The 21,522-nt window shown below is 60.9% G+C and carries 18 protein-coding genes and 1 pseudogene; 5 read left to right on the top strand and 14 right to left on the bottom strand.

Going from position 1 to position 21,522, the window contains the following annotated elements:
* Positions 1-15 precede the first annotated feature (15 nt).
* Genes NKI01_RS19525 through NKI01_RS19510 form a run of 4 tightly spaced genes read right to left on the bottom strand, consistent with a single transcriptional unit; the run spans position 16 to position 5,025 of the window.
* Positions 16-1,470 (bottom strand): aldehyde dehydrogenase family protein, encoded by a 1,455-nt coding sequence (locus NKI01_RS19525; RefSeq protein ID WP_352589404.1) that lies wholly within the window; start codon positions 1,468-1,470, stop codon positions 16-18.
* A complete protein-coding gene (locus NKI01_RS19520) occupies positions 1,467-2,741 on the bottom strand; it encodes an NAD(P)/FAD-dependent oxidoreductase (protein WP_352589401.1) in 1,275 nt (424 codons plus the stop codon). Before NKI01_RS19520 ends, NKI01_RS19525 begins: the two co-directional genes overlap by 4 nt.
* A 56-nt stretch (positions 2,742-2,797) precedes the next feature.
* Positions 2,798-3,976, bottom strand: a complete 1,179-nt coding sequence (locus NKI01_RS19515) for an alanine racemase (protein WP_023718587.1) — start codon at positions 3,974-3,976, stop codon at positions 2,798-2,800.
* An 11-nt stretch (positions 3,977-3,987) separates the two neighbouring features.
* Positions 3,988-5,025: a GNAT family N-acetyltransferase gene (locus tag NKI01_RS19510; RefSeq protein ID WP_352483210.1), complete on the bottom strand. Its 1,038-nt coding sequence runs from the start codon at positions 5,023-5,025 to the stop codon at positions 3,988-3,990.
* Between the two features lie 121 nt (positions 5,026-5,146).
* Here NKI01_RS19510 and NKI01_RS19505 point away from each other — a divergent pair.
* Positions 5,147-5,461, top strand: a pseudogene (locus NKI01_RS19505) (ornithine cyclodeaminase family protein); the annotation flags it as partial.
* 64 nt (positions 5,462-5,525) lie between these two features.
* Positions 5,526-6,041 (top strand): ornithine cyclodeaminase family protein, encoded by a 516-nt coding sequence (locus tag NKI01_RS19500; protein ID WP_352589398.1) that lies wholly within the window; start codon positions 5,526-5,528, stop codon positions 6,039-6,041.
* A gap of 140 nt (positions 6,042-6,181) precedes the next feature.
* Here NKI01_RS19500 and NKI01_RS19495 read toward each other — a convergent pair whose 3' ends face one another.
* The 5 genes from NKI01_RS19495 to NKI01_RS19475 all read right to left on the bottom strand — a co-directional run bounded on the left by NKI01_RS19495 (position 6,182) and on the right by NKI01_RS19475 (position 12,843).
* Positions 6,182-7,432, bottom strand: coding sequence for an NAD(P)/FAD-dependent oxidoreductase (locus NKI01_RS19495; RefSeq protein ID WP_502899443.1), 1,251 nt, complete (start codon positions 7,430-7,432; stop codon positions 6,182-6,184).
* A 112-nt stretch (positions 7,433-7,544) separates the two neighbouring features.
* The gene (locus tag NKI01_RS19490) at positions 7,545-8,423 is read right to left on the bottom strand and encodes an ABC transporter permease (RefSeq protein ID WP_031193877.1); all 879 of its coding nucleotides are present in this window, start codon (positions 8,421-8,423) and stop codon (positions 7,545-7,547) included.
* A 32-nt stretch (positions 8,424-8,455) separates the two neighbouring features.
* Positions 8,456-9,406 carry an ABC transporter permease gene (locus NKI01_RS19485; protein WP_023718593.1) on the bottom strand — a complete coding sequence of 317 codons (951 nt, stop codon included), beginning with the start codon at positions 9,404-9,406 and terminating at the stop codon, positions 8,456-8,458.
* A 78-nt stretch (positions 9,407-9,484) separates the two neighbouring features.
* Positions 9,485-11,155, bottom strand: coding sequence for a peptide ABC transporter substrate-binding protein (locus NKI01_RS19480; RefSeq protein WP_031193878.1), 1,671 nt, complete (start codon positions 11,153-11,155; stop codon positions 9,485-9,487).
* A 23-nt stretch (positions 11,156-11,178) separates the two neighbouring features.
* The gene (locus NKI01_RS19475) at positions 11,179-12,843 is read right to left on the bottom strand and encodes an ABC transporter ATP-binding protein (protein ID WP_023718595.1); all 1,665 of its coding nucleotides are present in this window, start codon (positions 12,841-12,843) and stop codon (positions 11,179-11,181) included.
* 846 nt (positions 12,844-13,689) lie between these two features.
* On the opposite strand from NKI01_RS19475, the gene NKI01_RS19470 reads away from it, so the two are divergent.
* Together NKI01_RS19470 and NKI01_RS19465 are read left to right on the top strand one after the other, a co-directional pair.
* Positions 13,690-14,763 carry a tartrate dehydrogenase gene (locus NKI01_RS19470; RefSeq protein ID WP_023718596.1) on the top strand — a complete coding sequence of 358 codons (1,074 nt, stop codon included), beginning with the start codon at positions 13,690-13,692 and terminating at the stop codon, positions 14,761-14,763.
* A gap of 10 nt (positions 14,764-14,773) precedes the next feature.
* Complete coding sequence (locus NKI01_RS19465; RefSeq protein WP_023718597.1) at positions 14,774-15,250, top strand: Lrp/AsnC family transcriptional regulator; 477 nt, start codon at positions 14,774-14,776, stop codon at positions 15,248-15,250.
* 326 nt (positions 15,251-15,576) lie between these two features.
* Here the strand turns inward: NKI01_RS19465 and NKI01_RS19460 are convergent, their stop codons facing one another.
* Positions 15,577-16,953 (bottom strand): aspartate aminotransferase family protein, encoded by a 1,377-nt coding sequence (locus NKI01_RS19460; protein WP_031193879.1) that lies wholly within the window; start codon positions 16,951-16,953, stop codon positions 15,577-15,579.
* A 96-nt stretch (positions 16,954-17,049) separates the two neighbouring features.
* On the bottom strand, positions 17,050-17,286 hold the full coding sequence (locus tag NKI01_RS19455) for a hypothetical protein (protein ID WP_023718599.1): 237 nt from the start codon (positions 17,284-17,286) through the stop codon (positions 17,050-17,052).
* A gap of 322 nt (positions 17,287-17,608) precedes the next feature.
* Here NKI01_RS19455 and NKI01_RS19450 point away from each other — a divergent pair, with 322 nt between their 5' ends.
* The gene (locus NKI01_RS19450) at positions 17,609-18,298 is read left to right on the top strand and encodes a haloacid dehalogenase type II (RefSeq protein WP_352483204.1); all 690 of its coding nucleotides are present in this window, start codon (positions 17,609-17,611) and stop codon (positions 18,296-18,298) included.
* Between the two features lie 156 nt (positions 18,299-18,454).
* On the opposite strand, the gene NKI01_RS19445 is transcribed toward NKI01_RS19450, so the two are convergent.
* From NKI01_RS19445 to NKI01_RS19435, 3 genes are all read right to left on the bottom strand, one after another.
* Positions 18,455-19,930, bottom strand: a complete 1,476-nt coding sequence (locus NKI01_RS19445; protein WP_352483203.1) for an NAD-dependent succinate-semialdehyde dehydrogenase — start codon at positions 19,928-19,930, stop codon at positions 18,455-18,457.
* An 18-nt stretch (positions 19,931-19,948) separates the two neighbouring features.
* Complete coding sequence (locus tag NKI01_RS19440) at positions 19,949-20,992, bottom strand: tartrate dehydrogenase (protein ID WP_023718602.1); 1,044 nt, start codon at positions 20,990-20,992, stop codon at positions 19,949-19,951.
* Positions 20,993-21,165: 173 nt separating this feature from the next.
* Positions 21,166-21,522, bottom strand: coding sequence for a cupin domain-containing protein (locus NKI01_RS19435; protein WP_023718603.1), 357 nt, complete (start codon positions 21,520-21,522; stop codon positions 21,166-21,168).

The raw sequence follows: 21,522 nt of genomic DNA, 5'->3' as shown, positions 1-21,522 counted from the left end.
GGGTGAAGATGTCGCCTAGAAATAGCCGAGGATGGATTTGACCTCGAGATACTCCAACATGCCCTCGATGCCATATTCGCGTCCGTTTCCGGACTGCTTGAAACCGCCAAACGGGGCGTGCGGATCCCAGGCCGGGTAGTTGAGATGCACCTGACCGGAGCGAATCCGTGAGGCCACGTCCCTGACGGCGTTCACATCTTCGCCCTGCACATGGCCCCCCAGGCCGTACACCGTGTCGTTGGCGATGGTGACGGCCTCCTCGATTGTGGCGTAGGGGATGATGCAGAGAACTGGCCCGAAGACCTCTTCCTGGGCAATGCGCATGCTCGTACGCACGTCGGAAAAAATGGTCGGCTTCACATAGAACCCGACGTTCAGATCATGCGCACGACCCGGTCCTCCGGTGAGGAGCCTGGCGCCCTCAGAAATGCCGACGCCGATCATGGTTTGGATGCGATCGAATTGGGCGCGGTTGGCGATTGCACCATGAGTTGTGGCTTCCGAAAGAGGATCGCCGACGACGATCTGGGCCGCGGCCCCCTTGGCGATTTCCTCGATCTCGGAGAGCAGCACGCGTGGCACAATCATGCGCGTCGGGGCGCTGCATGACTGGCCGAGATTGCGGAAGGCGGCGACTACGCCCAGAGAAACGGCGCGATCGAGATCGGCGTCCGGCAGGATCACGTTCGGCGACTTGCCGCCGAGTTCCTGCGCGACACGCTTGACCGTTGGCGCTGCCGCCTGGGCCACAGCAATGCCCGCGCGGGTGGACCCGGTAATGGAGATCATGTCGACATCTGGATGGGAGGCGAGACCCATACCCACGCCTGGACCGTCACCTTGCACGAGGTTGAAAACCCCGGCAGGGAAGCCGGCTTCCTCGATCGACTCGGCGAACAGCAGGGCGTCCAAGGGAGAAAGCTCACTCGGCTTCAGCACGATCGTGCAGCCTGCCGCGAGCGCCGGCGAAACCTTGGCGGTGATCTGGTAAAGTGGCCAGTTCCACGGAGTGATCAAGGCGCAGACACCGATCGGTTCGTGAGTGACGGCGGTTTGACCCCGCTGCTTGACGAAGGGAAAGGCTGTCAGCACATCGCGAGCGACCTTAACATGCGTGATCGCCAGCGGCACCTGCGCGCTGCGCGCATAGCCGATCGCCGCGCCCATTTCGAGGCTCAGGCATTGAGCCAGCAGTTCGCCGCGCACCTCAAGCAGCGCTTGCAGGCGATCGAGCAGACCCGCGCGATCTTCTGGCGTGGTCCGACTCCAGGTGGCGAATGCCCTGCGAGCCGCTGCAACGGCCGCGTCCACGTCCTCGCCATTGCCAAGCGGAAACTGGCTCACGACCTCTTCTGTGGCGGGATTGACGACGACGCCCGTCGCGGTGCCGCTCGGCTCGACCCATTGACCGTCGATGAAAAACCTGTCCAGGTGGCCGTTGCGGGACAGGTGTTCGAGGGGCGTCATCACCCTACAAGGTCCTTCATGCGGTAATAGGCGCCGAGAATCGGCAGGAACCAGGGACGCCCGAAATAACCGGGGATCGCTGGCCAGTCGAAATTCTTCCAGGGATTGAGCTCGGGGTGCCCGTCCATGACGTCGGCCATGATGGTGCCCATCAACGTCGACATCTGGGTCCCGTGTCCGCTATAGCCCATTGAGTAATAGATGCCATCGCGCTCTCCGGCGCGCGGCAGGCGGTCGCGGGTCATATCGACCATGCCGCCCCAGCAGTAATCGATCCGGGTGCCGGCCAGTTCCGGAAAAACCTCGACCATCGCCGCCTTCAGTATCCGGCCGCTTTTTTCGTCGGATTGAGGATTGGACACGGCAAAGCGCGCCCTCCCGCCGAACAGAAGGCGATTGTCCGGCGTGAGCCGCCAGTAGACAACGAGATTGCGCGTGTCGACGACCATGCGCCCGGTCGGCATGAGGCGCTTAAGGTGGTCGGGCGATAGCGGCTCGGTCACGATCAGAAATGCGCCGACCGGGATCATGCGCCGGCGGATCCAGCCGAGCGGACCAACCTGGGAAATGCCGCTCGCCAACAGGACCTGCCGCGCGACGATCTTGCCCTTTGGCGTCGTTACCTCATGCTCGCCTGAAACCTTGCGCATCGCCATTACGGGCGAGCGTTCATGGACGTCTGCGCCACGCCGGGCAGCGGCGGTCGCGATGCCCCGGACGAACCGGCCGACATGCATGCCCGCGCTCTTGGGAAAGAGCAGCCCGCCATGGTAGCGGTTGGTGCCGACTTCGGTTCGCAGGTCGTCGCGCGCGATCATCCTCGTTTCGGGATCGACATTGGCCGCCAGCAGTTCCTGGCTGCGCGCCAGCATGTCGTAATGCTCGGGCTTGGCGGCAAGCTTGAGCTTGCCGACGCGGGAGAAGCTGCAGTCGATCTTTTCTTCCTGCACCAACCGCTCAACCATATCGACGCCAGCGTCGAAAGCCTTGTAGAGCGCATTTGCGGCGGGCTTGCCGTGCTTGCCAGCCATGATTGCATAATTCTGGGCAAAGCCGTTGTTGCACATCCCGCCATTGCGGCCGGACGCGGCGTTGCCGATCGTTTCGGCCTCCAACAGGGCAACCCTGGCGCCCTTTTTGGCAAGGGCCAGCGCGGCCGAGGAGCCGGTCAGGCCGCCGCCCACAATCGCCACGTCATAGTGGCCTTCGAGCGGTTTGGACGACCCTTCATTGAACCGCTGAGACGTATCCAGCCAATAAGAGGTAAACTTCATTTTCTTGACCACCAGTGTTGATTTGAGTAGGGCGACGTCCGAGCGAAGTTGCGCGCCTACCAGCCGCGCATCCGCTCCCAACGCGCTTCAATCTTGGGGCTGGCTCCGTTGACGACGCTGTAGAAATCATGCTGGGCGGCCATCGCACACGCATGATTGGGCAGAATCCGGACCCGAGACCCGAGCGGCAACTCGGGCATGGACTTTCCAGAACCGGCACGAATAGCGAGGATACCGTGTTCCTGGCTGGCCTGGGCCACGATCACATCTTCAAGCACCCGTCCCTTTTCGTCGCAGACCACCCCGTAACCCTGGTCGATCTGCTGGTTTGCGGTTCCCCGGTCGCGCGAAAGCGCCATCCACCCGGCGTCAACCAGCACCCATCCCTTTTCCGGCTTGGAGCCGATCACCGTGGCCAATACGGAAATGGCGATATCGTCGCGGTTGCAGACCCCAACCCCGTGCTGGACGAGGTCGAAGAACATGTAGACTCCAGCGCGCAGCTCGGTGACTCCATCAAGATTGTCGGCGAAATGCGCTGTCGGCGTCGAGCCGACGCTGACGATCGGGCAGGCATGGCCATGGGCGCGCAGGATTTCAGCGGCGCGAACGGTGGCTGAACGCTCGTTCTCGCCTGCCTTGACCAGCGCATCGGGCGTGTTCAAGCCATAGGACTCGCCTGCATGGGCGAGGACGCCGGCGAGGTTGGCACCGGCAGCGACGACCCTGCTGGCCACGTCGAGCAACTTCGGGTCGTCCGGCTTCAAGCCACCGCGATGGTCATCGCAGTCCAGTTCGATGAAAACAGATGGCGTCATGCCGGTGGCTTCGCGCACGCCGGCCAGGGCGTCGGCCTGCTCCACGGAATCGAGCAACAGCTTCACATCAGCGCCGGTTCGGCGACAAAGCTCCATGGCACGCATGGCCGAGGCCGGCGAGATGCCGACCGCATAGGTCATGTCTCGAAAGCCATGGCCCGCAAAATACTCCGCCTCGGCGATGGTCGAAACCGTGATCGGACCGGGTTCGCGGTGGAACGCGTATCGGGCGACGTCGATGCTTTTGGCCGTCTTCATATGCGGGCGCAGCACCACGCCAAGCTTCTTGGCGCGCCCAGCCAGACCCTGGATGTTTTGCTCGAGCCGGCCACGGTCCAGAAGCAGCGCCGGGGTGACCAAGGCGTCGATCGTCCTAGCCGTCTCGCTCACTGCCAGGTTTGCCGCCACCTTGTTCATAATCTCATTTCCTAAGTGAACGACTGGTTTGCCAATGCATATATATGGGCTGGCCCCTCGACGGCGGGCCGTTGCCCTTTGACCATGGCGGTCGCACTGCCGGACCGCTGAAGGCCAAGGCTCTCAAGCCAGTCACCCAATCCATCCTCGGCATAGACGTCGATGCGAACGAATTGATCGTGAAGCTTCGAAAGCTGGGCCAGGATCAGAAGCCGCGCGTCTTGGTCGCTCTCGGCTGCACAAGGGCCGACCACATAGCCGCGGCCAAACCTCCTCGCGATAGCGTAGCCTGCAATCCGTCCCCTGCGCTCAATGAGCAGTGCGTTGCCCACATCGGCGAGCGCAGCCACCATCGCCAGCCGGGGCATGCCCGTGGCCGATTCGTCGAAGGCCTGGATCGGCGTGAGGTCGGAGGCTGTCGCTTGACGGATGTCGTCGCCGGTACTCCGCGTCACGGGGACAGTCAGCGAGCCCTGGTGCTGAAGCACCGTGCCCCAGGCAGTGAAGCCGCGTCGCTTGTAGAGCGCCAGCCCCTCTTCGGTTGAGTTGAGCAGCACGTTGCGGCCGTGTGTCGCCTCAAGCAACCCATCAAAGAGCCGGGCGCCGTTGCCACCGCCTTGCGCGGAGCCAGTAACTATGATCATCCCGACCGTGGCATAGGAATGTCCGTAATTCCAGGACATGGCCGTGCCAATCACCTGTCCTGCCCTCTCGAGGACCAGGCCATTGCCGACCATCAGGGCAAATTCCCAATCCTCCTGGCGGTAGGGCCAGGCCATCTCCTGCGACAGCTTCAGCGCGCCCGGCAAATGGCGGGTTTCCAATTTCATCAGCTCGGTCGGGGCGCTGACGATATCTCTGTCATGCTCAACGGTCATAAGGTGCAACGCTGTCACTTGATCCAGAGTCGGATTGAAGTCGGACCTTAGAGTCGCGCCCGGCGGACAGATTTCGCTGCTGTTTTGCCCCTTCAAATCAGCGGGATTGTTCGTTTTAAGCAGTTCCTCGGCATGCCAAATCGCGCAAATCAGGCGAGGAATACCTGGCACTTTGAATCGCCGCTTTGTGGTTGCCCGTGATCGGCGTCACGTCCGCACGATCCCCAATGGCAATGGCATAGCCGCAACACTCCCCGGCGATGAAACGCTTGATGCTCAGGAGGAATTTTGGATGATCTACATCAGCGAAGAGGAGTCAGCCGCCCTCGTCTCAGCATCGCGGCAGAATTGGGTCTTTCCTGCTGTTCTCGGGCGCACGCATGATGCGACCAATACTTTCTCAATCAAATCCGGTTCGTCGGACGAACTGACCGGCGTGAAAATTGGCTCCTTCTGGTCGGGCAACCCGGCACGTGGCCTTCCCCGCCACAACTCGACCATCGTGCTGCTCGATCAGCATACAGGTCGGCTCGGCGCCGTAGTCGAGGCCGGGAAGGTCAACGCCTACAGGACGGCCGCCGCCGACGCGGTTGCGGCCGATCTTCTTGCGCGCAAGCAAGCCAAGGTTCTGGCGATCTTCGGGGCCGGCAACCAGGCGAGCTTCGAAGTGGATGGCGCTGGCACGCAGCCGCCCAATCGAAACCGTGCTGGTCGTGGCCCGGCCTTCGCCGCGGCGCGACGCTTTTGTCGATCAGATCGGCGAAAGGGGACTGAAGGCGCGCGCTGCCTTGCCGGAAGATGCCGTGCGCACGGCCGACATCGTGGTGACGGCGACACCCGCACGCGAACCGCTGTTCGATGCCGCTTGGGTGGGACCCGGAACCCATATCGTCAGCATCGGGTCGGATGCTCCAGGCAAACGCGAATTGCCGAGCGAATTGTTTCCCAAGGCACGTCTGTTTTGTGATCTGCTTTCCCAGTCCGTCCAGATCGGCGAGTTCCAATACGTGCGCGACGAGATCGACGTCGGCGTGCTTGCGGTAACACCAATCGGCGACGTTATTGAAAGGCGTGCGCTCGGACGCTGCTTCGACAATGAGATCACCGTCTTCGACAGTTCCGGCATCTCCCTGCAGGACCTCTACATGGCCGACGCGCTGATCCGCGCAAAGGCGTCCCACCGCTGATCAGTTTCGCACCAGGCCCCAGTCCCGACGGATTTTTCGACACGGCAACAAGGTGACCCCGCGCGATCCCGCAGTCGTGTCAGCGGCGGGCGCGCCAAAGGGTGCCCGCATGAACCACGGATCGCCCCCGATGTCGGCGACTAGCGTCTGGCGCGCCAGAAGGCGAGACGGTCCTGCAACCGATAGCCCTGGATAATCGCCGGCATGAACCACGGATTGCCACGATAGAGCGGGACGGCCGAAGGCGGTCGAAAGTCGAACGCCGTGCGCGACTGCTCGCCATGCCCCATCAGCTTGTGCGCCGCACGCATACCGATCCATGGCGCCCAGACCACGCCCGAACCGCAGAAGCCGGTTGCATAGACCATACCGTCCTTTTCGAAGATGCGGGGCAGCATGTCTCGGTTCATCGCCACATTGCCGAACCAGCAATGCGAAAGGCGCACGTTCTCCAACTCCGGGAAAAGGTTCACGAGGCCCTTGCGTAGGAGAAGTTTCGGCGCCGCCGGGTCGCCGACGCGAGAACTGTCACGTCCCCCCAGCAGAATGCGTTTTCCGTCGGGCGAGGGACGATAATAGAAACCGAGTTGCCGGTTCTCGGTGATCGTCATCAGCTTCGGCATCAGTCGCGCCATGACATCGGGCGCAAGTTCCTCGGTCACGATGATCCGGCTGCGGACCGGAACCAGGCGGCGCCGAAGGAAGGGAGCGGCGCCGTCGGTATAGCCGTTGGTACAGACCAGAACCTGCCGTGCATCCACCGTCCCTGCCGAAGTCGCGACGCGGAACCCCGAACCATTCCTCTCGATCGACTTGACCACTGTATGCGAATGGACCGTCAACCCGGATGCGAGCGCCACCCGCAGGAGTTCAGCGTGGAATTTTGCGGGGTGCAGCGCGCCAATGTCCATCCGAACGGTTCCGCCGCGGTAGAAATCGGTTCCGATATAATTTCGCTGCTCAGCATGCGGAACGGCGAAGGACTCGATCCCCAGTTTCTTCGCCAGCGTCTCGGCGCCGCGCGCCATCTTCTCATACTGTTGATATCCAAAAGCGCCCTTGAACTGGCCAACCAGTCGGAAGTCGCAGTCCAGCCCTTCGGTCCTGATGAAGTCGTAGAGGAATTCGCGCGCGATCTTGCCCTCGGCCTCGATCGCCATGGCCTTCTCTTCACCGAAGCGCCGGGTGATCGTGGCATAGTCCGGCCGGATGCTTCCGCTGGTAATTCCGCCGTTGCGTGTAGAAGCACCCTCGCCCGGATTCATCGTATCAAAGGCTGCGACCGAGCGTCCTTCGCGCACCAGCACAAGCCCGGCCGAAAGCCCGGCATAACCGGCGCCGACAATTGCCACGTCAAGCTTTTTTGCGAGGGGCTTCCGCGGCAGCGGCATGACGGGCGCCGCTTCCCACCAATAGGGCGTGTTCTTCTCGATTTTGGGCTCGTGCACGTGACTGACTTCTCTTGATGTTCCAGGGATTAAGAAAGCGATCGGTCGCGGTACCTCAAATATGGTCATCTCGTACGTCCAGCGCGTCGCGCAGTCCGTCACCAATGAAATTGAAACTGGTTACCGCGATGGTGATTGCAGCTCCGGGAATGATTGCCAGCCAAGGTGCGCTGCCCAGATATTGCTGGGCGCCATTGAGCATGTTGCCCCAGCTGGGCAGTGGCGGCTGGATCCCGTAGCCGAGGAAGCTGATGTAGGCTTCCATGAGAATGGCGCGCGCGACCGTCAAGGTGGAAGCGACGATAATCGGGCCCATTGCGTTGGGCAGTATCTCGCGGAACATGATGTGCGTGCCGCTCAGCCCCAGCATTCGGCCAGCCAGGACGAACTCGCGTTCGCGTAACGAGCGGACCTCCGCTTCGACGATGCGGGCAACCTCCATCCAACTGGTGAGGGCAATAATGATGGTGATCATCACAGGACTGGGCTTCAGTGCCGCAGCCAGCGCCAGCAGCAGAAAGATCGATGGGAACGACAGGAATCCATCGACGGTGCGCATCAGCGCCGCCCCAACCCAGCCGCCGCGATAGCCTGCAATCACGCCGACCAGCGTGCCGATGAGCGTCGACAACACCATGGCGAAGAAACCCACCAGCAGCGAGATTCGTCCCGCCATCAAGAGTCTTGCCGCAAGGTCACGGCCGAGCGGATCGGTACCTAGAAAGTGATAACCCGTCAGCGGCGGGGCAAAGCGGGCCCGCAGATCGATGTACAGGGAGTCATAAGGCAGGAGATGGGGGCCGAGGACGCAAGCGAGGCTCAGGAAGATGATCATCGCCAACCCGAGCAGCGCCAAGCGATGCCGCATGAAACGAAGTGCCGCGCGGTTGTTTCTCCATCGGCTTGGAGCTGCATTTGCGGTGAGAGCGGTCATATCGGCTGTCTCCTGTCGGGGAAGTTGCGCGCTCAGGCCAGACGAATGCGCGGATCGACAATAGCGACGACAATGTCGGCGATCAGGTTTCCAAGCAGAACGAGGATGGCGGAGAACATCAGTAGCCCCATCACAACCGGATAGTCGCTGTAACCAAGGCTATCGAGGAACAACCGTCCCATTCCCGGCCAGGTAAAGACGGTTTCGGTCACCAGCGCGCCGGTCAGAATGCTGGGAAGCTGCATCCCGGCCAAGGTAATCATCGGCAAAAGCGCGTTGCCAACGACATGCTTCATCAGAATCCGGCGTTCACTCAACCCCTTGGCCCGAGCCGTTTTAACGAAGTCCTGGCTAATGGCGTCGAGTGTCGCCGTCCGCATGTAGCGGCTCCAGATCGCGACATGGACCAGCGACAATACGACACTTGGCAGGATCAGATGGTGGAGATAGCCCAGGATCGAGCTATCGCCGATCTCGGACATATTGCCCGCGGGCAGCCAGCCTAACTTCAAGGAAAAGATGTAGATGCCTACGAGGCCGAACCAGAAGGTAGGGACCGACAATGCGACCATGGCGCCAACGGTTGCGAGATAGTCGAATAGTGAGTAGCGGCGCGTGGCGCCCCGAATTCCAATCCAGGCGCCAATGGAGATCGCAATCGCGGTTGAGGACCCCATCAGCAGCAGCGTGGCGAACAGATGGCTGCCAATGATCTCCAATACCGGCGCTCCGTCGCGGAAGGAGTGACCCCAGTCGCCCCGCACCAGCCGCCATGCCCAGTCCAGATATTGGATCCATATAGGGCGATCAAGGCCCAGCAGCCCCTTGAGGCGCTCGATATCCTGCTGGGTCATTCCGGGATCGAGTCCGAATTGTGCCAGGGGGCCGCCGGGGAGGAGGTTCAGAATGCCGAAGCCGATGATCGAGACGATCACAAGCAGCACCAGGCTCTGCGAGAGGCGATTGAGCAGGAAGCCGCGCATCCGAGTCCTCCATTGTGGGTTGATGATCTTAGTGTGTTGCCGCCGCCGCAGTGGATCGGGCGGCGGCAACTGCGTGGATTAGGCCTTCCACTGCCAGGCCGCGGCATCCCACGACGCGGTGCGGGTGTTGGCGTTGGGCTCGAAGCCGTCCAACCCTTTCTTGCGCCCAAGGACGATTGTGTACGCGAACAGCGGCAGGAAGGGCAGATCATGGCGCACCACTTCCTGCACGCGATTATAGATCCCGCGCCGTTCTTCCGGATCGAAGCTGCGAGCACCCTTTTCGAGCAGGGCATCGACTTCAGGGTTGGAATATTGCCCGGTGTTCGAACCGTGTCCGCCTTGAGCGGCGATTGCCTTCGTATGGAGCCGGTTTGTGGCGTCGGGGTCCGCGGCAATCAGATAGGTGACGCCCACCATGGCGGTGTCAAATTGCGACTTCAGCCAGAACTCGCCCCACATGACTGCAGCCGGCAAATTCGAGATCGTCATCTCGACGCCGATCTCGGCAAACGTCTGCTGCAGGAACTGCTGCGTCTGCTCGCGGAGGTTGTTGCCAGAAGTTGTTGAGTTGGAGAAGGACAGTCGCACCCCATCCTTGGCGCGGATTCCATCCGGCCCCGGCGCCCAGCCGGCCTCATCCAGGATTTGGCGCGCCCGGTCCAGATTGAACTCCTGAACCGGCAGGTTCGGGTCGTAGTAATAGGACTCCTTCGGCATGAAGGTCTCGGTGAGAGTGCCCACGCCGTAATAGATCGTGTCGACGATCGCCTTCCTGTCCAACGCGGCGTAGAGCGCCTGGCGCACTGCCAACTCCTTGAACTGCGGGCGGCCCAAATTGAGGTAGATCGACTCCAAGGATGCCCCTGTCTCCAGTGTCACCACGCGGTCTGGTAGTTCGCGGGCTTCAGTATAATGGTCGGCGGTGATGAACGACTGATCGACCAGGTCCACGTCGCCGCTCTTGAACTGCGTGTAGAGCACCGTCATATCGGGGATGTATTTGAAGATGAGCTGCTCGATATAGGGGCCCTCGCCCGCGTACTCAGGATTGGCGACGAGCTCGATATGATCGCCCGCGACGCGCTGGCTCCATTTGAATGCGCCGGTGCCGACTGGCGCCTGGTTGAACGCGGCTGTATTCGGATCGGCCTCTTTCTCCAGAATGTGCTTGGGCACGATGAAGGTTTCGGCCAAGAACGAAAGATAGGGCGCAAAAGCCTCCTTCATCCGCCAAGTGATCTCGGTGGGCGAAACCACTGTGATGTCCTGCACGAGCGAATGGCCGCTCGTGCGCCAAGCGCGAAACTTCGGGTTCGTGATGAGCTCAAGGGTGAATTTCACGTCCTCGGCCGTGAAGGGCTCACCATCGTGCCAGCGGGCATTGTCACGCAACCGGATGCGCCAGTTGAGACCGTCCTCCGAAATGCCGCCATTCTTCTGGCTTGGCACCTCGGCTGCGAGGTTTGGATGTAGGCCACCTTGGGGATCCATGCGGACCAGCGCGTCGAAAACCGAGAAATGGACCGCGTCATCGACTTCGATATGCGCCATCAACGGATTGAACACGGTCGGCTCTTGCGAGAGGCCGACGACGACGCGACCGGCCGGGCCCGCAGGAGGGGTCTTGGCGAAGGCGGGCTTGCCCAGCAGGTTGGGCGCGATGAGGCCTGCAGCCCCACCTATCGCCATCAGTCGCAGCGCTTCGCGCCTCGAGTAGTTGGACGTAGTCGATGAATTTCTGGTCATGGTAGTTCCTCTCTTGTTATTTCTTATGCGTTTGCTGCAACTGGACGGGCATTGCCCGGCCGCTCTCCTGGAATTGCCGCTACGAGTTGGCGCGTGTAGGCTGCTTGCGGGTTCAGGAATATCTGCGAGGGCGGTCCGCGCTCGACGATCCGGCCCTTCTGCATCACAGCGATTTCGTCGCAGATCTGGCTGGCGACGCGCAGGTCGTGTGTGATGAAAACCATCGACACGCCGGTCTCGCGCTGGATCTGGTCCAGAAGCTGCAGGATCTGCGCCTGGATCGAGACGTCGAGTGCGGAGACCGCCTCGTCGGCAATGAGCAGCTTCGGCTTGAACATCAGCGCACGAGCGATGCCGATGCGCTGGCGTTGCCCACCCGAGAACTCGTGCGGATAGCGGCCAAAGGCGCCGGCATCGAGACCGACATGAGCCAGGAGCGCACGCGCTTCCTCGCGCGCTTGGGCATAAGGCATCCCGTGTGCCACCGGCCCTACCGTCATGATGTGGCCAACCGTTGAGCGTGGGTTCAGCGACGCGAAGGGATCCTGGAAGATCATCTGGATCCGCGGTCGAAGAGGGCGGAACTTCGCTTCGGAAAGCTTGGCTATGTCAGATCCCTCGAACAAAATCCCGCCGCCGTCGCTGTCCAGCAGTTTGATCAACAGCCGGCCCAGCGACGACTTTCCCGAACCGCTCTCGCCTACGACCCCCAGCGTGCGGCCGGGCGCGAGTTCGAACGAGACCTCGTTCACCGCTGTCACAGTCCGCTGCGCGCCGAACAGCGCGCTGCCACCACGATAGGTCTTCACCAGACCCTCAACCTTCAGGATCGGCTCCTTGCTGGCCGACTCCAGACGAGGGCGATCTTCGCCGGTCAAATGCGGTACGGCCGCGATCAGGCGCCGGGTATAAGGATGCTTGGGCGACTTCAACACCTGCTCGGCGCTACCCTGTTCGACGATGTGGCCCTTTTCCATCACCACGACGCTGTCGGCGATCTCTGCCACCACACCGAAATCATGGGTGATGAACATCACGCTCATGCCCTTGCGCCGCTGAATGTCGCTGATCAGTTGCAGGATCTGTGCCTGGGTGGTGACGTCGAGGGCGGTGGTTGGCTCATCGGCGATCAGCACCGTCGGCTCGAGCGCCAAGGCCATGGCAATCATGACGCGCTGCCGTTGCCCGCCCGAAAGCCGGAAAGGATACTGGTGATACATGAGTTGGGGATCTGGTAGGCCCACTTCAGTGAGCAGCTCAACGGCGCGGTTGCGGCAGGTTTGTGGCGTACCGAAGCCATGCGCGGCCATGACCTCGTCAATCTGCGCGCCCACCGTCATCAGGGGATTGAGCGCTGAGAGCGGATCCTGAAAGATCATCGATACGACCCGTCCACGCAGGTTGCGCAGCTTGTCTGGCGACATGCCGATGATGTTCATCCCCTCCAGCTGGATGACACCCGATGAGAGGCGGATCACCTTTGGCAGAAGCCCCATGATCGCGTTCGCCGTGACCGACTTACCCGATCCGGACTCGCCTATGATGCAGAGGATCTGGCCGCGTTTCAGATCAAACGAGATATTCTCGACCGCATGGACCCGCTCCATGCCGGCCGGCAGGCTTACGGTCAGGTCGCGCACCGAAAGCGCAACTTCATGAGGAGCTACAGCTTGGATGCTGGCGATCATCGAGACCTCTCCCTTCTCAGCCGCGCTCTTTAGCCCGCTGCGGATTGCGTTTTCGATCTCCGCCTCGTGGCGATCAATCGGTCAAACTGTTCCCTATCGTGAGCTCTCCGGCTCACTTTCAAGCCTCCCTGTCGTGGCCCTGCGGAGCCTGCCTGCCTCTTGGCGGATGTCCGGGGAGTAACGGACCTTAGTCGACAATGAGTGTGACCCCTTCTGGCCGGCAGAGTCGTTGAAACTTAGCACGCAGGCAGCAGGAACTTCTGCAAAGGAGGCCAAATTTGGCATTTCACTCTGCGCGTTTTCCGCCGCCCGGGTCACGCGACCGCATCCTTCAGACGATAGTATGTGCCTACCGTGGGAGGCATGGGAGGAAACCATGGCTTGCCGGTGTGAATCACGGCCACCTCGAAATCCCCCGAGACCGGATCGGCCACGGATCCGCCAATGGAACCGAAGTATCGTGCCAGTAGGAAGCAAACTTCATTACCGTGTCACCCTCATACTCATCCGGGGTCGATCCGATGCAATGAGTGTATGATCGACTCCGCAGGTGAGGTGCGACCCAACCGGTCATTCGTCGCAACAATTGCCCGTCTTTCATCCCTCAAACGGCAGGATGTTCCGCCCTCGTACAAAGTTCACGGCTTACGGCTGAGGCCCATACGCTAGGCTGCGCTTGGGCAGCGAGACCAGTGTCGATCCGCGTCCTAGTTGACCGAAGCGCCTGAAGACCGTGGCGTGGGGCCAGGTCACTGAATTCTGAGAAGACCGTCTTGCCAAGGTACAATCGGTCGCGCACGAGATTGAGGTCACGAGGCGGCCAGCACCAAAAACAGGGAAGTAACGATGCGCGAATATGAGATTGCCGCCATTCCTGCCGACGGGATCGGCCCGGAGGTGATTGCCGCAGGTCTCCAGGCGCTTGAGGTGCTGCAGCAGCGCTGCGGCGACTTCAAGCTGCGCGTCCAGCACTTCGACTGGGGCTCAGACTATTACAAGGCCCATGGTCGGATGATGCCCGAAGATGGAGTGGCGCAACTGAAGCGCTTCGACGCCATCTTCTTTGGCGCGGTAGGCGCTCCCGATCTGCCCGACGACATCACGCTCTGGGGCCTCCGGCTGCCGATCTGCCAAGGCTTTGATCAGTACGCCAACGTGCGGCCGACCAGGATATTGCCCGGGATTGTTTCGCCGCTGGCGGGCGTTGGCCCTGGCGATCTGGATTGGGTGATCGTGCGTGAGAATTCCGAGGGCGAGTATTCGGGCCACGGCGGCCGCGCCCATCGCGGCCTCCCCGAGGAGGTCGGAACCGAGGTCGCGATCTTCACGCGCGTCGGCGTCACCCGCATCATGCGCTATGCATTCCGGCTGGCGCAGTCACGGCCGCGAAAGCTCCTGACTGTTGTTACGAAATCCAACGCGCAGCGTCACGGCATGGTAATGTGGGACGAAATCGCAGCCGAGGTGGCGCGGGAATTCCCCGACGTCGAGTGGGACAAGATGCTAGTCGATGCTATGACAGTGCGTATGACGTTGAAACCTCGGAGCCTAGATACGATCGTCGCCACCAATCTTCACGCCGACATATTGTCGGACCTTGCAGGCGCGCTCGCGGGCAGTCTCGGCGTTGCACCGACCGCCAACATTGATCCCGAGCGGCGCTATCCCTCGATGTTCGAGCCAATTCACGGCTCGGCATTCGACATCGCCGGCAAGGGTATCGCCAACCCGGTCGCCACCTTCTGGACCGCTGCCCAGATGCTCGAACATCTGGGCGAGAGCGCAGCGGCCGTCCGGTTGATGAGCGCTGTGGAAACGGCGACGAGTGAAGGGGTGCTGACGCCCGACGTGGGAGGGACAGCGACCACGCAGGAAGTGACGGACGCCGTCTGCCGGACGATCCGCGGTTCGAACGTGTGACAGATTTCCAATGAAGCTCGACAAGATCGACATCAAGATCTTATCCCAATTGCAAAAGAACGGGCGGGTCACGAATGTCGAGCTAGCCGACCTGGTCAACCTTTCGCCGAGCCCTTGCCTGATGCGGGTGAAGAAGCTTCAGGCGGAAGGCTTCATCACCGGCTATTCCGCCCAGATCGACGTGTCCAAGCTCGGACAGACTCTAACGATCTTCACCGAAGTCACGCTCAAGCACCATCAACAGAACGACTTCGCGAGATTTCTCACCGCAATTCAGAAAGTCGATTCTGTCATCGAATGCCATCTGGTTTCAGGCGGTTACGACTACCTAGTGAAGTTTGTCACAGCGGGCATCAGCGAGTACCAGACGATCATGGAGCGCATGATCGAATTGGATATCGGAATCGACAAATATTTCAGCTTCGTCGTGCTGAAGTCCCCAATCGTGAAATCCCATTTGCCTCTCGACATCATTTTCGACAAATGAGAAAGCTGCTCCGCAGTCTTGGACCTGGAGAGCCGCGCGCCAGCGCTCCCTGTTGCTGTTTTCGCTGCGCTTGTGCAACGGCAAGAGAATCCACATACCGGCAAATTGCTTTGCACTTGGCAGACGGCGGCATCACCTGAGGATTTGCTTTGGGGCCGCTAACGCGCGTCGCGTTCGACCGGCCTCGTGCGACGCGCTTTAGGTTCTTGTTTTCTTTAGGTTCTTGTTTTGATGCATGTCGTTATCGCAAAACCGCTGCACACTTTTGCGCGACATGCATTAGGCGTCTACCGCAGTGACCGAGGTCGCTTCGGCGATGGCAATGATCATCCCTTCATCGCTGACCGAACGTCCTTGTCTTCGAGGGTTTGATCCAGCGTCATTCGGGTACGTTCGAGGATTCCATCAATATCGTCCTCGGTGCAGCAGAGCGGCGGCGCAAAGCCGAGGATGCCGCTGTTGAAGGAGCGGATGACAAGGCCGTTCGCCCACGCGCGCTCGAAGATGCGGCGCCCCGGATCGGCCGCCGCCGGCAGCGGCGTTTTGCGCTCCTTGTCGGTGACCAACTCAATTGCTGCCAGCATGCCGCGACCGCGGATGTCGCCAACCAGCGGGTGGTTGGTGAGCGAGCGAAGGCCGTCCATCAGGCGCTTCCCGGCCTTGCGCCCATTCTCGAGCAAGCTGTCTTCATAGAGACGGAGGCATTCGAGCCCGACCGCCGCGCTCACGGGATGGGCCGAATAAGTATAGCCATGGCCGACAGCCGCTTTGCCGGCTCCGTCCGCGATGGTATTGTAGACGTGGTCCGACATGAAGACGGCGCCCATCGGCACGTAGCCCGAGGTCAGTCCCTTCGCCGTGGTTATGAAATCCGGCACGACCTCGTCTTCCTCACAGGCGAAGAGGGGGCCGGTACGGCCAAAGGCAGTGATAACTTCGTCGACAACGAACAGAATGTCGTGTTCCTTGCACACGGCGTGCAGAGCCTTCAGCCAACCCGTTGGTGGAACGAGGACACCGCCCGAACCCTGGATGGGTTCGGCGTAGAAGGCCGCAACGCGGCCCGCGCCGAGTTCCGCGATTTTGGCCCGCAGGGCCGCGACCGATGCATCGATGATCGCCTGCGGGTCGGAACCGACGGGATTGCGATAGGCGTAGTGCGAAGGAATTTTGTGCTGCCAGTCGTATGGCACGCCGAAACCCGCATGGAAAGCCGGGATCGCGGTCAGACCTGACCCTGCCGTCGAGGATCCATGGTAGCCATACTCGACCGAGATGAACTGGTCCTTTTGCGGCGTACCCGTGGCATGGTAGTAATAGCGAATGAAGCGGATCGTACTGTCTATCGCGTCGGAGCCGCCAAGCGTGAAATAGACATGGTTCAAATCGCCGGGCGCCAGTTCGGCAAGCCTGGCAGCAAGGCGAATGGCAGGCTCGGATCCCAGCCCGAAATATCCCGTCGCATAGGGAAGCTCTCTTAGCTGCTTTGCGGCTGCTTCAACGACGCTTTCCTGGCCGTATCCGATGTTTACACACCATAGACCGGCGAATCCGTCCAGCAGGGTTTTCCCGCTTGCATCGGTCACTGTTGCGCCCTTGGCGGATTTGAGCACCCGCACGCCCGTCTCCTCGTGGCTCCGATAGCATGAAAACGGGTGAACCAGATGTGCGCGATCGAGTTCGATCAGTGAGTTTGCCAGCATTTCTTCCTCCGATTCAGCGTAGTGCCTGACTGACGAGAGCATAAGTCCGGTGTGGTGTGGTTTCGTCCTTCAGCTCATCTGCGGTTCGTCGCATCATTATGCCACCGACGACGTGAGCCAGGCAGGACGGGTGAGCCATTCGCCGATATCTGTAGATTCGGTGTCGATACGGACAAACTCGCCCGCACTGTCGGCCAGCAGGAAGTCGATCAGGTTCGGTGCTTCGGAATTGCTTCTCGCCACCACCGGCCCACCAACCTGCCGCGACAGTTCGACAACACCGCTCAGATGCGCCATTGTCATCGTTTCCAGCGTGATCTGCTGCGCGGTCATGGTTCATTCCGGGCCTGAATTCTCCTAGGCCCAAGATAGGCTGCCGCGGACAGCAGTTCCTCCCGACCAGAACCTGAGCGATAGGCGTTTTGACTTTCCTTTGCCGCTGGCGCCGTATCTTATGCCGACGCACGGCTGAAAGGTCGCGCTCCCGCCGAAGCTCGAAACGAACTCAGGCGCAACTCTCTGCCAAAGCTCTCACGCAATACAAAACAATCTGCTTCAGGGCACATCGAATGCGGCGACTAGTCTTCTCGGTTCTCACTATGATCCTTGCTGTTAAAGGCACGCTGTGCCGACAGGATTGGAAGGATCGACGCTCATGACCCAGTTCAGACCGAAATACATCACCTTCGACTGCTACGGTACACTGACCAACTTCGACATGGCGGGCGCGGCGAGACGCGTATACGGCGCGCAGCTCTCTCCAGCTGGGATGGCGCAGTTCATCAGGGATTTCTCGGCCTATCGCCTCGATGAGGTTCTTGGCGCCTGGAAGCCGTACAGCGAGGTCGTGCACAATTCTGTGGAACGGACCTGCAAACGCAACGGCGTCGCATTCCGGCCCGAGGATGCCCAGCGCATCTATGCGGAAGTGCCGACATGGGGTCCGCACCCGGATGTCCCGGCGGGCCTGGCCAAGGTCGCCAAGGAAATCCCGCTGGTGATCCTGTCGAACTCCATGAAGAGCCTGATCATGTCGAACGTGGAAAAACTCGGCGCGCCGTTCCACATGGTCATCACGGCCGAGGAGACCGGCGCCTACAAGCCTTTGATGAAGGGCTTCGAATATATGTTCGAGAAGCTCGGCTGCGGCCCGGAGGACATTACGCACGTGTCGTCCTCATTTCGCTATGATCTCATGACCGCCTATGATCTCGGTATCAAGAGCAAGGTCTGGGTGAACCGCGGCCACGAGCCTGCAAACCCCTTCTACGAATATACCGAAATCAAGGATATCGGCGGTCTGGCCGGCGCCATCGGACTGGAGCCCGTTCGGGAATTCGCCTGAACGTCTGTTTGCTGGCGCAGTCGCGCCAGACTGAGGTGCTCCCAAAACGTTAATAATCACTGGTCGCAATAGAGAAAGGGGCGGTTTTCACCGCCCCTTTCTTTGTTGTTCCAACGCTTTAGGGGCTGCAAGTGTTTCCACCTGCTTGCAAGATAACTAGTTAAGCCCGCCAACATGAAGCGTCTTGACCTCGAGATATTCCTCGATGCCGAGCTGCGATCCTTCGCGCCCCACTCCTGACTGCTTGACACCGCCGAAAGGCGCAACCTCGGTCGAGATCATGCCTGTGTTGAGCCCGACCATACCGAACTCCAGCGCCTCGGCAACACGCCATGACCGTTGGAGGTTGTCGGTGTAGAAGTAGGCGGCAAGGCCGAACGGCGTACCGTTCGCGATGGCGATGGCCTCTTCCTCCGTCTCGAAGCGAAAAAGCGGCGCCACCGGACCGAACGTCTCTTCCGATGCCAGGAGCATCTCGGTAGTAGCCTCTCCCAGCACGACGGGCCGTGCATATTGCTTGCCCTCCGGCACCGTCTCGCTCTGGGCGATGATCTGCGCACCTTTCGCCTGTGCATCCGCGATGTGACGCTCGATCTTGTCGATCGCGGCCGCGTTGATCATCGGGCCGATCTCAGTGCCCTCGTCGGTCCCTGCGCCAACCCTCATCCGCGTGACGCGCTGGCTCAGCTTTTCGGCGAAAGCGGCGTAAACGCCTTCCTGCACGAGAATCCGGTTCGCGCAAACGCAGGTTTGACCGCCATTGCGGAACTTGGATGCGATCACCCCTTCAATTGCCTTATCCAGATCGGCGTCGTCAAAGACGATGAAGGGCGCGTTGCCGCCAAGCTCCAGGCTCAGCCGCTTGATGCTATCGGCCGCGCCACGCATGAGCAGCGCACCGACGCGGGTCGAACCGGTGAACGAGATCTTGCGCACCGTCTCGTTGGCCATCAGCTCTTTGCCGATCTCCGCCGGCATGCCGGTTACGATGTTGATAACGCCTGCCGGGATGCCGGCTCGGTCCGCCAGGACGCCGAGCGCGAGCGCCGAGAATGGCGTAAATTCCGACGGCTTGATGACAACCGTGCAGCCTGCGGCCAGCGCCGGTGCTACTTTGCGCGTGATCATCGCGTTGGGGAAATTCCACGGCGTGATGATGGCGCAGACGCCGACGGGTTCTTTCAGCACCAGAATGCGGCGATCGGCCGTGGGTGACGGAATGGTCGAGCCACCGATCCGGCGCGCCTCCTCCGCAAACCATTTCACAAAAGATGCGCCGTAGCGGATTTCCGCCAACGCCTCGGCAAGCGGCTTGCCTTGTTCCAGCGTCAGCAGGAGCGCGAGATCCTGTTCGTGCTGGCGGATGAGGTCGTGCCAGCGCTCCAGAAATCCTGCACGCTCGGCATGGGTCCTTTTCTTCCAGCCTTTGAAGGCCTCAGCCGCAGCGTCGATTGCGGCTCTCGTCTCGTTCTCCGCCATTTCGGGAACGGTGCCGAGAACACTTTGGCTGGCAGGGTCAATGACATCGACCACGCCCTTCGTTTCCGCATCCCACCAGACACCGCCAATCAGCGCCTGCTGGCGGAAAAGGTCGGAATCGTTGAACATACCAATCTTCGTCATCGCATTCATGGTCTTTCCTCTGCTCTTTCAGGTTAATCCTGCCAGCACGGCCTGCGTGATTGTTTCAGTCCTGTCCTTGCCTGCGATCGTGCCAATCCCCCGCGCGGTTGCGGACTCGATCGCCGACATCACTTCTGCCGCAGCCTGCCCCTCACCCAGATGCCCGAGCATCATCGCACCGGACCAGATCGCGGCGATCGGATTGGCGACGCCGAGATGCGCGATGTCGGGCGCCGAACCATGGACCGGCTCGAACATGGAAGGCGCGCTGCGATCGGGATTGATATTGGCAGAGGCGGCATAACCCAGCCCGCCCTGGATGGCCGCTCCAATATCAGTGAGGATGTCGCCAAACAGGTTCGAGGCGACGATTACGTCGAGGCTTTCCGGCGCCAGCACCATGCGGGCAGCCATGGCGTCGATGTGGTAGTGCGAGACCTCTACATCGGAATAGTCTTTCGCTATCTCGCGCGTGACCTCATCCCAGAAAACCATGGAATGTTTCTGCGCGTTGGATTTGGTGACAGATGCCAGCTTCTTGCGGCGCGCCCGCGCCTGTTCGAAACCGAAACGCATGATCCGTTCGACACCCGCACGCGTGAAGATTGCTGTCTCAATCGCGACCTCATTGGCTGTGCCGGAATGGACGCGCCCGCCGGCGCCGGAATATTCGCCTTCCGTATTCTCGCGGATGCACAGGATGTCGAAACCATCGGAGCGGAGGGGCCCCTGAACGCCCGGCAACAGCCGGTGCGGTCGTATGTTGGCGTACTGCGTGAACCCTTTGCGGATCGGCAGGAGCAATCCGTGAAGCGATACTGAGTCGGGCACTTCTGCGGACCAGCCCACAGCGCCGAGATAGATCGCATCGAATTTTCGAAGTGTCTCGATGCCGTCTGACGGCATCATTGCACCGGTCTCCAGGTAGTAGGCGCACGACCATGGGAATCTTGTGTCAGCAAGGGCGAAACCGCCCCGCTTAGCCGCCGCCTGCAGCACCTGCCATGCCGCCTGCGTCACGTTCTTGCCGATGCCGTCGCCGGGGATGAGCGCTATCTTGTAGGTCTTCATTGATGGAGGTCCTCGTTCGCACTAGCGTCATCGGAACAATAGTGGATCGCCCGCCGCATTTTCGGTCGAGGATGAGCCGCCCGACGGCGTCGAATCGCGTCAGGCGGAACTTGGAAAGCCGATTGTTCTGGAACCGCCGCGCGCTCTATTCGGCCGGACCTTGAGCACTGAACTCAGTCATAAACGCTGACGTAGATCTTGCGTACGGTCTCGATCGTGCGCCAGACGCCGACGAAACCCGGCTTCATCACGAAACTGTCGCCGGCGCGGTAGGTCTTGGTCTCACCGCCCTTCTCCTCGATTTCGACGAGACCCGAAACGATGTGGCAGAACTCGTAGATAGTTCCCTTGATCGAATGCGTCTCGCCGGGCGTCGCTTCCCAGACGCCGGTCAGAACTTTCTCACCTTTTGAGGCATCCTGCGCCCAGGTCTTGAAGGATGGAGTGCCGGAAATGAGCCGCTCCGGAGCCGGTAATGCCTCCTTCGGCGCGAAGTCTGGAACTGTGTCGATCGTGATCAGAAGTGACAT

It is taken from the genome of Mesorhizobium sp. M0815 (assembly GCF_040319995.1).
Classification (GTDB): domain Bacteria; phylum Pseudomonadota; class Alphaproteobacteria; order Rhizobiales; family Rhizobiaceae; genus Mesorhizobium.
This window is presented reverse-complemented; position numbering and strand designations above follow the sequence as displayed.